The sequence below is a fragment of the Nonomuraea sp. B5E05 genome (assembly GCF_039880665.1).
In the GTDB taxonomy this organism is placed as follows: domain Bacteria; phylum Actinomycetota; class Actinomycetes; order Streptosporangiales; family Streptosporangiaceae; genus Nonomuraea.
In genome coordinates, this window is the sequence record NZ_JBDPMJ010000010.1 from 76074 (window position 1) to 88759 (window position 12686).

Consider the following 12686-nt stretch of genomic DNA (forward strand, 5'->3'; position numbering starts at 1 on the left):
GTCTCCGGAAAGGGTCTCCCGGACGACCGCGCCCGTGGCGCCGGCGTCCGGATGCTGGCAGGGCGGCGAGCTTCAGCGTGAACGCTGGACCTTTCCTGGCGGGCCGCGCCTGCTGACCGTTCCGGAGACGATCTCCCCCGTGTACGCGGGGACGTCGGGGGTGGGGGGCCGCCATGACGGCAGGGCGACCTCCACGGGGGCGGCGACGAGCAGCCGGATGACCGGCGGCGGCGTGGCGTACAGGCGGATCATGAGCCACAACGCGCGCTCGCCGCGGTGCAGCCACCAGGCCGTCAGCGCCGCCACCGTGAGATGGACCAGCGCCATGCCCGGCCCCGGGTGCGCGTGCGCGAGCTCGGAAGCGGGGGCGGGGGCCAGCCGCTCGAAGAGCTGGTGCAGCAGCATCTGGGTGCCCGTGGTCGCGGCGAGCACCGCCACGGGCCCGCGCTCGCGACCGTCGATCAGGTAGGCCAGGCCGAGGGCCGCCAGCACCGCGGCGGCGTAGACCGGGAGCGGCACCGGCCCGCCGCCCGCCAGGGCGTGCCCGCCCGCCGACACCGCGCCGCAGGCGGCCGCGAACACGACGGCCCGCGCGAGCCGCAGCCCGGACGCCGCCGGGAGCGCGGGTGATGACGGAAGGGGCACAGCCGCCATCCTTACACAGGAACCCGCCGGTCCCGCGTTCTCACCACCCGCCGCGCCTCGCCGGGCGGGCCGTCAGGTCCTGGCGCTCGCGCGCAGGGGCCGGCCCACCTCGTGCAGGTGGCGCAGTGCCTGCCCCCAGGACCGGAAGAGGCCGCATTCGACGTAGTCGATGCCGAGCGACGCGCAGTAGTCCCTGACGATGGGCTGCGCCTTGCGGAGGTTCGCGGTGGGCATGCTCGGGAACAGGTGGTGCTCGATCTGGTAGTTCAGCCCGCCGAGCGCGGTGTTGACCAGGCGGCCGCCGCGGACGTTGCGGGAGGTCAGCACCTGGCGCCGGAGGAAGTCGAGCTCGTCCTCGGCGGTGAGCACCGGCATGCCCTTGTGGTTGGGCGCGAACGTGCAGCCGAGGTAGACGCCGTAGCACGCCTGGTGCACGGCGAGGAAGGCCAGCGCCAGGCCGGGCGGCAGCACCAGGAGCAGCGCGCCCGCGTAGGCCAGCACGTGGCCGGTCAGCAGCAGCCCTTCGAGTCTCCTGTTCTTCAGCGACTTCCTGCGCAGCGCGCGGAAGCTCGACACCTTCAGGTTCAGCCCTTCGAGGGTGAGCAGCGGGAAGAACAGGAACGCCTGCCAGCGGCCCACGAACCTGGGCAGCCCCCGGCTGGCCTCGGCCTGCTTCGCCGACCAGAGGAGGAAGTCGGGCGAGACGTCGGGGTCGTGGTCCTCGTGGTTGGGGTTGGCGTGGTGGCGGGTGTGCTTGTCCATCCACCAGCCGTAGCTGAGCCCGATGGCGAGGTTGCCGGTGATCAGCCCGGCGATCCTGCTGGTGCGCCGCGAGCGGGAGATCTGCCCGTGCGCCAGGTCGTGGGCCAGCAGGGTGACCTGCCCGAACGTCACGGCCATGAGGACCGCGACGGCGAGCTGCCACCACGAGTCGCCGACCCAGGCGAACAGCGCCCAGCTTCCCGCGAACAGGCCGGCGACCAGGGTGATCCTGGCCGCGTAGTAGCCTGGCCGCTTGTCCAGCAGGCCCTCCTGCGCCATACGGCGCGCCAGCTTGGCGAAGTCGCTTCCTCTCTCTCCTGATGGCCGGGCACGGGACGTGTCCACCACGGTCAAAGTCTTCTCCGATGCTGAGGCGTCGTACGGGGATTACGTACAGCATCGCGGACAATGCGACCGGGTGTGACCCCCGCTGTCACCCTTTCCCGTGGTAGGGCAGGCCCTACCACGGACGCCGGGACGACGTCCCCGCCGCCTGGGCCTGGGCTGCCGTACCCTCCGGGGTGGGGCGGGCGGCGGGGACGCCCGGCTCAGATCGATGGCAGGGCCGGCACCTCCCCGGGCGCGGCGGCGTCGCCGTAGATGTGCAGATCGGGGCGGAAGGCCCCGAGATAGGCGGCCCGGTCGTGGAAGGTGGCGGCCAGCGCGTCGCCGTAGTCGATGAGCTCCCTGTGCGCGTGCCTGCGGGGCTCGTAGCGGGCGTAGAGCAGCCGGTCGAGCAGGTCCTGGTCGCCGCCGGCCGTGCAGATGACGTCGGCCAGGATCTCGGCGTCGTGCAGCGTGTAGCTCATGCCCATGCCCGTCATCGGGTGGCAGGCGAAGGCGGCGGATCCGAGCAGCGCGGCGTTGCCCTTGTGGTAGGCGGCCACGCGCAGCGACGAGACCTTGATCCGCTGCCAGGTGGCGGGCTGCAGGGCGTTGAAGGCGTCCGAGCTGTCGGTGACGAACTTCTTCAAGGTGTCGATGAGGACGGGGATGCCGTCCTGGAAGATCTCCTTGTCGTCCTCCGGCGGCAGGCCGACGAACACCCTGGCCTGGTCCCTGTTGAGCGGGTAGAGGTAGGCGAGCCAGCCTTCTGAGCTGAAGTAGAGCCGGTTGAGCCGGGCGACGCTGGCGGTCAGCGGCACGGTGGCCACCCGCATGAGCAGCCGCTCGTACGGCATCGTCTGCTGCTCGATGTCGAGCGCCCGGCGTACGGCGGACTTGGTGCCGTCGGCGCCGATCACGACGCCGGCCCTGAGCGTGCGGCCGTCGGAGAGCGTCAGCTCCTCCACCTGGCCGTCGCCGATCGCGATGTCGTCGATGCTCGTGCCGAACCAGAACTCGACGCCCTCCCTGGCGCAGGAGGTGTAGATGAGCTCGACCAGCTCGCGGTAGGGGCGGATGAGGAAGCCGCCGTCGGGGAAGCGGCATTCCCTGATCGGGTCGCCGTCGTGGTAGTAGCGGATGGTGTCACGCCTGAGGCCATGGCGTTCGACGAGGTCCGCCAGCCCGTGACGGGCGAGCACGCGCTGGCCCGGGGGCTTGAGGAAGTCGGCGCCCGCGCTGGGGACCGAGGGTCCCTGCTCGATGACGACGACGCGCTGTCCGCGGCGGCCCAGTAACAAGGCCAGGAAGCAGCCGCCGAGCCCGGCGCCGACGATGGCCACGTCGCACGATGTGGTTGCCATGACGAGAGCCCTTCTGAAGGTTGAACTAGTTCGCAGGCCCGCGGGTGCCGGCGAGGGGGCCTGTTTCGGCCGCCCGCGGCAGCGGGACCCGGCCCATCCGGGTCTCCGCGGGGGAAACCGGCTGGGCGTCCGGCCGGAGGGCCGGTGGGGTGGTCGTGGGGGGTGTGCGGGTCTCGACCGGCAGCAGGGCGTCCGCCTCCGCCGCGACGGTGGCGAGGGTCATGCGCAGTTCGAGCAGGAGCTTGCGCGGCACCTTGACCATGACGTCGCCCGGGTCGGGGCGCATCCTGGTGATCTTGGTGAGGGCCAGCGCGCCGATCAGCACGGAGATGGCCACGCACAGCGCCAGCGCGCCCGCGAGGCCGGCGAAGGGGCCGGTCATGAACGGGTGGTCGATGACGACCGACACCACGGCGACCCCCACGGCGCCGCCGACCATGCGCGCCATGGTGGCCGAGCCGACGGCGGAGGCGTACTGGTGGGGGCTGGCGGCGAGGGTCGTGGCGACGGAGGTGCCGGGGGCGAGCGCGCCGACGCCGACCCCGACCACGACGCTGGCGATCAGGCCCCACACGGTGGGCCCTGACTGCACCAGTACGAGCACGCAGGCGCCGCCGCAGAGCAGGGAGCCCGCGTAGATCAGCCCGTACGGGCCGACGCGCTTGATGAGCCGCCCGGCCAGGAAGCTCGACACGACGACGGCCACCGACGTGGGCGTCAGCCACATGGCCACTTCGAGCATGGGGTAGCCGAGGTGCAGCAGGTAGAGCGGCTGCACGGTCAGCAGCCCGTACGACAGCGCGCCGAAGCCCCAGGTCGCCAGCCAGCCCCAGACGAAGCGGGGCCGCCGCCACAGGGCCAGGTCGATCGCGGGGAGCCGGTGGTGCCTGGCCTGCGCGAGCGCGCCGCCCAGCAGGGCCAGCGCCGCGAGCGCGAGCCACAACACGTCCGTGCCCCAGGCCATCGCCTTGGAGATGGCCAGCACGATGATCGCGATGCCGGCCGCGAGCAGCCAGGCGCCCAGCACGTCGGGGACGCCCTTGGCGCCGGCCCGCCTGCCGGACGGGAGCCAGGCGCAGGCGATCAGCAGCGCGACGCCGATGACGACGTCGGGGATGAACAGCGCCCGCCATCCGACGGAGGCGGCCAGCCAGCCGCCGCCCGCCTGCATGAGCAGGCAGCCGAGCCCGGACGCGGAGCTCCACAACGCGATCGCGCCGCGCCGCTCCGACTCCGGCAGCTCTCCCAGCAGCAGGCCGAGGCTGGCCGGGATCATGGCGGCCGCTCCCGCGCCTTGCACCGCCCGCGCCGCCAGCACGTACGACCAGGGCTCCACGGTGACGGCGGCGATCCCGCCCAGCACGAACACCACGAGGCCGACGGCCAGCACCCGCCGGCGGCCGAACAGGTCGGCCCACCGGCCCGCGGTGGCCAGCAGCGCCGCGATCGGGATGAACGCCGCGCTGGTCAGCCAGACCAGGTCACCGAGCGGCATGCCCGCGCCGGCGGGCGTGTACCGCAGCACTCCGACTGCCAGGGTGGTGGCCGTGGTGTCGGCCATCACCGTCAACATGACACCCGCACCGACCAGCCGCAGCATCACGCCGTGTCGGCGGTCTGCGCCGGCCGTGCTCGATCCCCGGACGGCCGCTGGTGACGAACGCACGTGGTCCCTCCATCTTCGCTGTCGATCTCGTGTCGCCCCGCCGCCTGGCACACTCCGGCTGTGCGGACGGCGGAGCCGGACGGGTGGGGTCAGGCGCCGTACCGGCCGGGCGAGAGCAGGCCGTCCGGGTCGAGCGCCGTCTTGAGCCGGTGCAGCATGCCGAGGCTGGCGGTGCTGGTCTCGGACCAGACGTCGGCGGCCGCGTGGTCGATGTCGGAGCGGTAGATGGCGCAGCCGTTGGCGCGCAGCACGCAGCTGCCGTCGTTGCGGAGCTGGTGCGCCCGGTGGGCGGCGTCGGGCGCCCCGCGGTCGAAGAAGATCTGCATGACGCCGTTGGCCATGTGCCTGCTGACCAGGTTCCACTCGGCCATGAGGGCGGTGGCGTGCGCGTCGACGGCCGTCTGCAGGGCGGCCAGGACGTGCTCGGTCTTCCGCGCGTGCATGGGCATCAGCGGCAGCAGCGCGAGGAAGCCCATCGGGCCCTCGTCGATCTGGTCGCAGGAGGTCACACCGAGCGCGTTGTGCACGCCCATGCAGGTGGGGATGCCCTGCGCCATGAGCGCTCTGGGGTAGAGCGGGTCGCCGGCGTCGACCTCGGTGGCGTCGACCACGCGCAGCGCCTCGGCGCCCTCGACCTCGATCAGCGCCTTGCGCAGCAGTTCCTCGGCCAGTTCGACCGTGGCGTCGCTGCCCATGAGCGGCCCGAGGATGGTGAACAGGGAGGGGTCGACGCCGGCGGGCAGCACCCAGTCGCCGTGGCCGGGCGTGAGCGACAGCTCGCGCACCCGCATCAGCCCTTCCGCCGGGTTGCCGCGGCGCAGGAACCCGGTCATCGCGCCGACCGCGACGCCGGCCTGGTCGCGCGGGATGCGGCCGTGCACCAGGGCGATGGTCTGCGGGCGCGGCACGAGCGAGACGGCCATGGCGGTGACGATGCCCAGGTTGTGCTGGACGAACGAGGACGTCAGGTCCGGCCCGGCGACCCGCCCGTGGTAGCGCCCCGCGGGGTCGAGCCCGCCCGTGGTGACGACGCTGCCGTCGGCCAGCACGGCCTCGATTCCGGCGACGTCGTGGACGCGGGAGCGGATGCAGCCGTCGCCGCGGTCGAGCGCGTTGCCGATGACTGAGGTGTCGGCGCACGAGGCGGTGACGTTCAGCATCCAGGGGGTGCCGCGCAGCACCTCGGCGAGCTGTGCCTGGGTCACTCCCGGCTCGATGACCGCGAAGCCGGCCTCGAGGTCGAGGCCGCGTACGCGGTTCATGCCGCCGAGGTCGACGACCAGGTTGTCGTCGGTGACCGGCATGGCCGAGCCCATGCCCCAGTTCCTGCCGGTGCTGATCGGGTAGAGGCGGCGCCTGGCCGTCATGGCCTGGCGGACGAGCGCGCGTACCTCGTCGAGCGTGCGCGGCGTCTCGATGCCCGCCAGGGAGCGTGGCTGGTGTCCCCCGACGTCACGCGACCTCAGCTCCGGTCGCGACAGATCCTGCATGACTCTCCTCAAAGATCAGATATCGCTCGATGGGGGGCACACTTCAGGCAGTGTGCTGGAGCAGGTCGTCGATGGAGCCGATGGCCTGGGTGGACATCTCCCTGATCTCGAGCAGCCGCCGCTCGACGTACTCGTCGGGCTCGTCGGAGGGGAGGGTGTCGGGGAGGGCGAGCGTGTCGCGCGGCCCGGGCTGCGCGGGGATCTCGTGCGGGCCGTACGGGTGACGCCGGACGTGCCCGGTGTCCCGGTGTTCGGTGTCCCGGTGTTCGGTGTCTCGGTGCTCGCGCCTGGCGCGGGCGGGCAGGTGCGGGGGGGTTCGCATGACGGGAGCTCTCCTACCGGACTCGGATGGGGTTTTCCGGGTGACCGCTCGCCCTTGAGCGGATCGAGGTCAGCGTGCGTCCTCCGTACGGCCGAGGTGTTCGGCCCGTGGAGCGGCGGCCGCGCGGGTCACGCGTGGCACGCCGTGGTTGATGACGCTCGCGGCGATGCGGCGTTCGGCCAGCCCCATGTGCGGGCGGCCGATGCCTGGAGCACTCGGCCGGGCGCCGGCCGAGCCACGGATCATGGTGCTGGCGTGCACCCAGCGGCGCGACTCCGCCAGCACGTCCCGCTGCGCGCGAGGCAGGTCGCGGTGCCGCGCGTACTGCTCGCAGACGGCCCGGGCGAGCACCCGCGCCATGACGAGGTGCTCCTCGCAGGCCCGGGCGACCTTCGCCTCCAGGCCGGCGACCTGCGCGAGGAGGAGCTGCAGGTGCGGCAGCTCGGAGCTGCGCTCGTACCCGGCGAGCTCGGCCAGCCGCTCCGGCCAGCGCAGCCGCCGCTCGATCGAGGCGCAGACGGTCGTGGCGACCAGTGCGGGCGGCTCGCCGTCCGGGTCCTGCCCGTCGAGTTGCACGGCCCGCTGCGCGGTGTGCTCGAAGTCGGCCAGGCGGCGCAGCCCGCTCTGCAGCAGGCGTACGCGGTTGTGCAGGCAGGCGGCGCTCCAGCCGAGGACCAGCAGGCGGTCGGCGTCCGCCTCGCAGTGCCAGCCGACCAGCGCCACTTCGCGGGCCATGCGGTGGTGCAGCACCCACGGCTCCGGCGCGGCGCCGGCGTCCACCGTCGTCTCGATCCACACCTGCAGCCCGCCGGGCGGCAGGTCGCCGACGCCGATCTCCATGCCCTCGGGGGCCACCCTGGCGCAGATCCGCTGGACCACGCGCTGCTGCGCGGCCGCCTCCGGCGCCACGGGCACCGGGCCTGGCAGCACGCGCTCTGGGGCCACTTGCGCCCTGGGCTCGATGCTCATCTGGGGCCACCTCCGAACCCGCGGTCTTTCGACCTACGTAAATTCACACTTAATGGTGCCGCCTCGATCGTCGTCAGACAGCGGTTCTATGTCAACTGTCAGTTTACGAATGGCATGAATCATCGGCCGCCCGGGCGTGAACCGGCGACTCCCCGCAGGTGAATGCCGGGTTGGCGGCGCGGGGTGATCTAGAGTCCGTACCGTTGGCGTACGGGGGAAAGGCGGGGCCGGTGCTGGTGCACGCAACCGTGGTCACGGCCCTGTCGGTGACCTTGACGCTGCCCGCCGCGCCTGCGCCGGCGCAGGCGCCGCCCGGCTACTGCCCGCTGCCCGACCATCCCGCCGCGAGCGAGGGTTACCTGATCGCCAGTGCTTCCTCACCCGATCTCGTCCATCCCTTTCCGCGGCCGCCAGCGCGGGAGCCGACGGCCTCCGAGCGGCTCGACTTCGCCGGCTTCCCGAACGTGTCGGTGCTCGACGTGACCGGCCGCGGAGGCGCTCCGGAGCGGAAGGTGATCGTCACCTACACCACGAACGTCGACGAGGTCGTGACCCTCACCAACGCGGCCGTGGTCTCGGACGACGACGGCGCCACGTTCGGCCCGCCGAGCCGCACGCCGCTGCGCGAGTCGCCCATCGAGCTGCACGACGGGCGCTTCTTCGCCACCGAGTACTACCCGTCCAGGACAGGCCCGCACACGGCCGCTCTCGGGGTGCTCACCTCGTCCTCGCTGGACGACGCCGAGAGCTGGCTGCGTTCCGAGGCGACCCTGACCACGCCGGGCGACCTGCTGCCGGGCGGGGCCGTGCACGGGACGCCGGTCCAGCTCGCCGGCGGCACGATCCTGATCACGCTCTACGCCCGTTACAGCGGCACGGAGGCGTACCAGGCCGAGGTGTACGCCAGCGAGGACGGGGGGACGACGTTCGCGCGGCGCGGGGTGATCGCGACGCCAGAGGAGGGGTTCAACTACACCGAGGCGGCCCTCGCGCAGACCGTGGACGGCAGCCTGCTGGCCGTGCTGCGCCACGACGGCGGGAAATACTCCACCCTGCGCCAGAGCCGCTCGGTGGACGGCGGCCGCACCTGGTCGCCCGCGCGCGAGCTGCGGTTCACCGGCCCCTTCGCCGATGGCGGCTGCGTCGTACGTGGAGTGGCGCCGAGACTGCTGCTGACCCCGGCGGGAGTCCTCGTGCTGAGCGCGGGGCGGCCGGACAACTGGCTGGCCGTCTCCCCCGACGGGCTCGGCGAGGCGTGGCAGGAGCCGCGGGTGACCTACCACAACCGCGACGGCATCTGGGACACGCACGGATCGTCCGGCTACACCGGCCTGGCCACCGTCGGCCCGCACCGGCTGATCCAGGTCTTCGACAACTGCAAACTCCCGGGCGTGCGGCCCGACGGGCTGCTCAACGAGACGGCGTGCCCGGCGCACGGCCGGTTCGAGCACGGCGGCTGGTACGCGATCAAGCGCCGTCTGTTCACCGTGGCCCCGCCCGGCCCCGGCCTGCTGGACCTGGCGGCGATGCGCCGGCGCGGCGACCTCACGATCGACACCACCATGACGTGGGCCGGCCGTCACCACCCCAGGACACGGCCCGCCGCGGCCTTCGACGGCAGCACGTCCTACTGGTCGGGCGCGGTCGCCGCCGGCCGCGGCCGCTACGTCCTGCATCTGGACCGGCCGTACGCCTTCACCCGGATCGGCCTCAGCCTGCGCCCCGGGCATCCGGCCGGAGCCCGCGTGTACATCTCACGGGACGGCCGCTCCTGGGGCGAGCCGGCGCTCACCGTCACCGGCAGGACCGACTACGCGATGCGCTACTCGGAGGTCGAGCGCACGGGCCGGCACGTCAAGATCATCCTCACGCGCACGCATGACTGCGACCCCGAGATCGGCCGCACGTGCAGCATGCTGAACGAGGTCGAGCTGTACGCGGGGGCCGAGCCTGGACGGCGCGCGCCCGGGCGCTGAGGCCCGCCACCAGCCGCGCGGACGAGCCCGGGCGCTGAGGCCCGCCACCAGCCGCGCGGACGAGCCCGGGCGCTGACGCCCGCCACGCGGCACGGAAAAGCCCGGGCGCTGATGCCTCTCACCAGCGACCGGGGCTTTTGCCTGGAAGGTCCGCAGCGGCGCGTCCGGCGCCACTGCCCCGTATGTCACCGCTCCGGGGGAAGGTCACTCCCGCCGCGGCCGAACATCCCCTCGTCGTCCCTGTCGATGGTCACCCCGTCCTCGTCGATCTCCAGCCGCTCCTTGCGGATCTGGCCCTCGACGGTCTCCTCGTGCCGCACGTCCCGCTTGCGGACGTGGATCCGCTCGACCGGCCTGGTCTCCTTGCCGACGACCGGACGCTCCTCGTGCAGGATCATCTCGCGGTCTTCCTCGCCGATCTCCACATCGTGCGCCGCCGTCGCGTCCCCTTCGTGGACGGCCTCGCGCTCGATCACGACCTCTTCGTGCGAGAGCGGCACCGTCTCGTGGACGGTCTCGGTGTCGACGTACTTGTGGAGGCGGACGCGGCCGGTCTCCCTGGTCTCCTTGCCGATGAGCAGCCGCTCTTCCGACCTGGTCATGGAGATGTCGTCGACGTCGGCGAGGTCGCCGGTGAGCCTTTCGCCGGTGACGCCGGGACCGGCCGTCCTGCCGGCGAAGTCCCGGCGGCCCGTCTCCCCCGCGGCGCCTTCTCCGGCCATCCCCTTGCCCGCTGGGCCGCCCGCCGCGCCTCCGGTGATGAGGTCGTCGCGGGGCGCGCCCGCGGGCCTGTCGGGCCGCTCCCCCGTGACCGGGGCCTTTTCCGTACGCGGTTCGCCGGCGCGCTGCTGCGGGACACTCGATGGCCGCATGCCGTAGTAGCGGTAGAGATTGGCCTCCTCGTCGATCGTGAGGCGGTCGTCGACGTCGATGTTCGGCGCGCCTTTGATCATCTCCTTGTCGAAGGGGACCCTGATCTCCTCCCCCGAGCGACGGGCGTTGGCCAGAGGCACGAAGGTCTGCTTCATACCGAAAAGCCCCGTGCGTACGGTCACCCACTCCGGCTCGCCCGAGCGATCATTGAGGTAGACCTGGCCCACCTTGCCGATCGACTGACCGTCCGACCCCACCACGTGGCAGTCGAGCAGGTTGCGGATCTCTGTTTCCATTGCCACGACGATCCCCCAATGCGCTCGTCCTGGTTTCAAACAGGACAAATACCCCATTTCGCCATAAATCCACGTTCTCCCGGGCTGTTTTTCACCTGCTCCGGGCATCACGCACGTTGTCCAGGGGACGGCGTGCCGACCACGCCGTTCCTGAGAACTTGGTAAAGAAAGAGTCACGAAGGGTTGAGCCGGAGTGAGGAGGGAAGGGCAGGCAACTCGTGAACGTCGAACGTGAGGAGGAGCCGTAGTGCTCACCCTGACAGCCAACGCAGCCCAGGCGATCCGCGACCTGACCGCGGCCGCGCCCGAGCCGTCTCAGAGCGGGATCCGCATCTCGTCCCAGGGCGAGGGCGCGAGTTCGCTCACCCTTTCCCTGGCCACCGCCCCCGAACCGGCGGACGCGGTGGTCGAGTCGGAAGGAGCTCGGGTCTACCTCGATCCGGTGGCTGCCACTGTGCTGGAGGACAAGTCTCTGGACGCCGGAGCCGACGACCAGGGGAGCGTGTCCTTCCTGGTCACCGAGCAGAGCGCCTGACGCGGCCTCCGCCGTGCCGGACCCGATCGGCGGTCCGGCACGGCGGGCGTCCGCTCAGCCGTCGCCGAGCAGCTTGTCCAGATAGCGCAACTGCTCCTCGGACTGGAAGCCGCCGCCGCCCTCGTGGTTGTTCCAGGGCCACACCGTGATCTCCTTGGGACCCTGCCAGTGGTTGTAGGCGGCGAACACCGTGGACGGCGGGCACACGTCGTCCATCAACGCCACCGAGTACAACGCCGGGACCCGCCCGCGCGCCGCGAAGTTCAGGCCGTCGAAGTACGACAGCGTGCGGAACACCTGGTCCGCCGTGTCGCGCCGGGTGGCGAGGAAACGCACCAGCTCCTGGTACGGGTCGCGCCCGGTGATCTCGACCGCGCGCCTGAAGTGGGTCAGGAACGGCACGTCGATGAGCGCGGCCTTGACCGACGGGTGCAGCGCGGCGGTGGCCTGCGCGATGCCGCCGCCCTGGCTGCCGCCCGAGACGATGATGCGCGCGGCGTCGACCGCCGGGTGCTCGATCGCCGCGTCCACGGCCCTGACGGCATCGGTGAAGACGCGCCGGTAGTAGTAGTCGTCCGGGTCGAGAATGCCGCGGGTCATCATGCCGGGCGCCTGCGGTCCCGCGCTGCCGTGCGGGTCGCCGGTCGCGCCGGGGCTGCCCACGTTGGCGCCGCCGTGGCCGCGCGTCTCCATCACGAACACCGCGTACCCGGCGGCCGGCCACATCAGGTGGTCCTTGGGAAACCCGCGCCCGCCGCTGTAGCCGATGTAGTGCATCACGCACGGCACCGGGCCGTCCGCGTCCTTCGGCAGCAGGAACCAGCCGTTGATCCGGTGACCGCCCCAGCCGGCGAACGAGACGTCGAACACGTCCACGGCGGCGAAGGGCAGGTCGTACGGGACGTACTCGGCGGCCGGGCCGGACTCCCCGGCCTCGGCCAGGGTGCGGGACCAGAACGCGTCGAAGTCGGCGGGCTCGTCGCGGTCGGGAAGGTAGCCGCGGAGTTGCTCAAGGGGCATGTCGAACAGGGGCACGAGGTCTCCAACCTGTAGCGGGAACAATGACATTTCATCGCATAGCACCGGAAAGCGCTATCCCGCCTCCGTATCGGGCCGGCTGTTCGAACACGTCTCCGCCGGGTAGGCGATCACCCGTGACTGAACACGTTGTCGAAGTTCCCTACTCGCACCTCTATCCAGGCCTGGTCCTGGACGCCCCTGCCGGCGCCTTCGACTTCCTCGTGCTGTTCGGCGACGATTCCGAGTCGCGGGCGCAGCTGGTGAACGACGACACCGGGCGCCCGGTGCTCAGGATGGGCGGCTACATGACGGCCAGGGGCACCGTCATCGACGAGCGCGTGTGGACCGTACGCGAGAGCGTGCGGCACGGGGACCGCGTCCGGCTGCGCCTGGGCCGCTCCCTCCCCTGACCGCTCCCTCCCGACGGCACCGGCCCGTGACCGC

The 12686-nt window shown here is 72.0% G+C and carries 12 protein-coding genes; 3 read left to right on the forward strand and 9 right to left on the reverse strand.

What is annotated here, in order from left to right; translation table 11 throughout:
* Nucleotides 1-72 precede the first annotated feature (72 nt).
* From ABGB01_RS20005 to ABGB01_RS20035, 7 genes are all read right to left on the reverse strand, one after another.
* Nucleotides 73-645 carry a hypothetical protein gene (locus tag ABGB01_RS20005; RefSeq protein ID WP_347775055.1) on the reverse strand — a complete coding sequence of 191 codons (573 nt, stop codon included), beginning with the start codon at nt 643-645 and terminating at the stop codon, nt 73-75.
* A gap of 72 nt (nt 646-717) precedes the next feature.
* Nucleotides 718-1686, reverse strand: coding sequence for an acyl-CoA desaturase (locus ABGB01_RS20010; RefSeq protein WP_347775274.1), 969 nt, complete (start codon nt 1684-1686; stop codon nt 718-720).
* A 269-nt stretch (nt 1687-1955) separates the two neighbouring features.
* Nucleotides 1956-3095: an FAD-dependent monooxygenase gene (locus ABGB01_RS20015; protein WP_347775056.1), complete on the reverse strand. Its 1140-nt coding sequence runs from the start codon at nt 3093-3095 to the stop codon at nt 1956-1958.
* 25 nt (nt 3096-3120) lie between these two features.
* Nucleotides 3121-4656 (reverse strand): MFS transporter, encoded by a 1536-nt coding sequence (locus tag ABGB01_RS20020; RefSeq protein ID WP_347775057.1) that lies wholly within the window; start codon nt 4654-4656, stop codon nt 3121-3123.
* A 194-nt stretch (nt 4657-4850) separates the two neighbouring features.
* Nucleotides 4851-6251 carry an FAD-binding oxidoreductase gene (locus tag ABGB01_RS20025; RefSeq protein WP_347775058.1) on the reverse strand — a complete coding sequence of 467 codons (1401 nt, stop codon included), beginning with the start codon at nt 6249-6251 and terminating at the stop codon, nt 4851-4853.
* A gap of 43 nt (nt 6252-6294) precedes the next feature.
* Nucleotides 6295-6573, reverse strand: coding sequence for a hypothetical protein (locus ABGB01_RS20030; protein WP_347775059.1), 279 nt, complete (start codon nt 6571-6573; stop codon nt 6295-6297).
* 69 nt (nt 6574-6642) lie between these two features.
* Nucleotides 6643-7542, reverse strand: coding sequence for a hypothetical protein (locus ABGB01_RS20035; RefSeq protein WP_347619218.1), 900 nt, complete (start codon nt 7540-7542; stop codon nt 6643-6645).
* Nucleotides 7543-7745: 203 nt separating this feature from the next.
* Between ABGB01_RS20035 and ABGB01_RS20040 the strand changes: the two genes are divergently transcribed.
* Complete coding sequence (locus tag ABGB01_RS20040; protein WP_347775060.1) at nt 7746-9518, forward strand: exo-alpha-sialidase; 1773 nt, start codon at nt 7746-7748, stop codon at nt 9516-9518.
* Between the two features lie 185 nt (nt 9519-9703).
* Here ABGB01_RS20040 and ABGB01_RS20045 read toward each other — a convergent pair whose 3' ends face one another.
* Nucleotides 9704-10687, reverse strand: a complete 984-nt coding sequence (locus ABGB01_RS20045) for a PRC and DUF2382 domain-containing protein (protein ID WP_347775061.1) — start codon at nt 10685-10687, stop codon at nt 9704-9706.
* Nucleotides 10688-10934: 247 nt separating this feature from the next.
* Here ABGB01_RS20045 and ABGB01_RS20050 point away from each other — a divergent pair, with 247 nt between their 5' ends.
* Nucleotides 10935-11222 carry an iron-sulfur cluster biosynthesis family protein gene (locus ABGB01_RS20050; protein ID WP_132337477.1) on the forward strand — a complete coding sequence of 96 codons (288 nt, stop codon included), beginning with the start codon at nt 10935-10937 and terminating at the stop codon, nt 11220-11222.
* A gap of 54 nt (nt 11223-11276) precedes the next feature.
* Here the strand turns inward: ABGB01_RS20050 and ABGB01_RS20055 are convergent, their stop codons facing one another.
* Nucleotides 11277-12257 (reverse strand): acetylxylan esterase, encoded by a 981-nt coding sequence (locus ABGB01_RS20055; RefSeq protein ID WP_347775062.1) that lies wholly within the window; start codon nt 12255-12257, stop codon nt 11277-11279.
* A 119-nt stretch (nt 12258-12376) separates the two neighbouring features.
* Between ABGB01_RS20055 and ABGB01_RS20060 the strand changes: the two genes are divergently transcribed.
* A complete protein-coding gene (locus ABGB01_RS20060; RefSeq protein ID WP_347619213.1) occupies nt 12377-12652 on the forward strand; it encodes a hypothetical protein in 276 nt (91 codons plus the stop codon).
* Nucleotides 12653-12686 lie beyond the last annotated feature (34 nt).

Coding starts and splice junctions, on each gene's coding strand:
- ABGB01_RS20010 (WP_347775274.1), bottom strand. CDS start 1,686: ATGGCGCAGGAGGGCCTGCTGGACAAGCGGCCAGGCTACTACGCGGCC.
- ABGB01_RS20015 (WP_347775056.1), bottom strand. CDS start 3,095: ATGGCAACCACATCGTGCGACGTGGCCATCGTCGGCGCCGGGCTCGGC.
- ABGB01_RS20020 (WP_347775057.1), bottom strand. CDS start 4,656: ATGGCCGACACCACGGCCACCACCCTGGCAGTCGGAGTGCTGCGGTAC.
- ABGB01_RS20025 (WP_347775058.1), bottom strand. CDS start 6,251: ATGCAGGATCTGTCGCGACCGGAGCTGAGGTCGCGTGACGTCGGGGGA.
- ABGB01_RS20030 (WP_347775059.1), bottom strand. CDS start 6,573: ATGCGAACCCCCCCGCACCTGCCCGCCCGCGCCAGGCGCGAGCACCGA.
- ABGB01_RS20035 (WP_347619218.1), bottom strand. CDS start 7,542: ATGAGCATCGAGCCCAGGGCGCAAGTGGCCCCAGAGCGCGTGCTGCCA.
- ABGB01_RS20045 (WP_347775061.1), bottom strand. CDS start 10,687: ATGGAAACAGAGATCCGCAACCTGCTCGACTGCCACGTGGTGGGGTCG.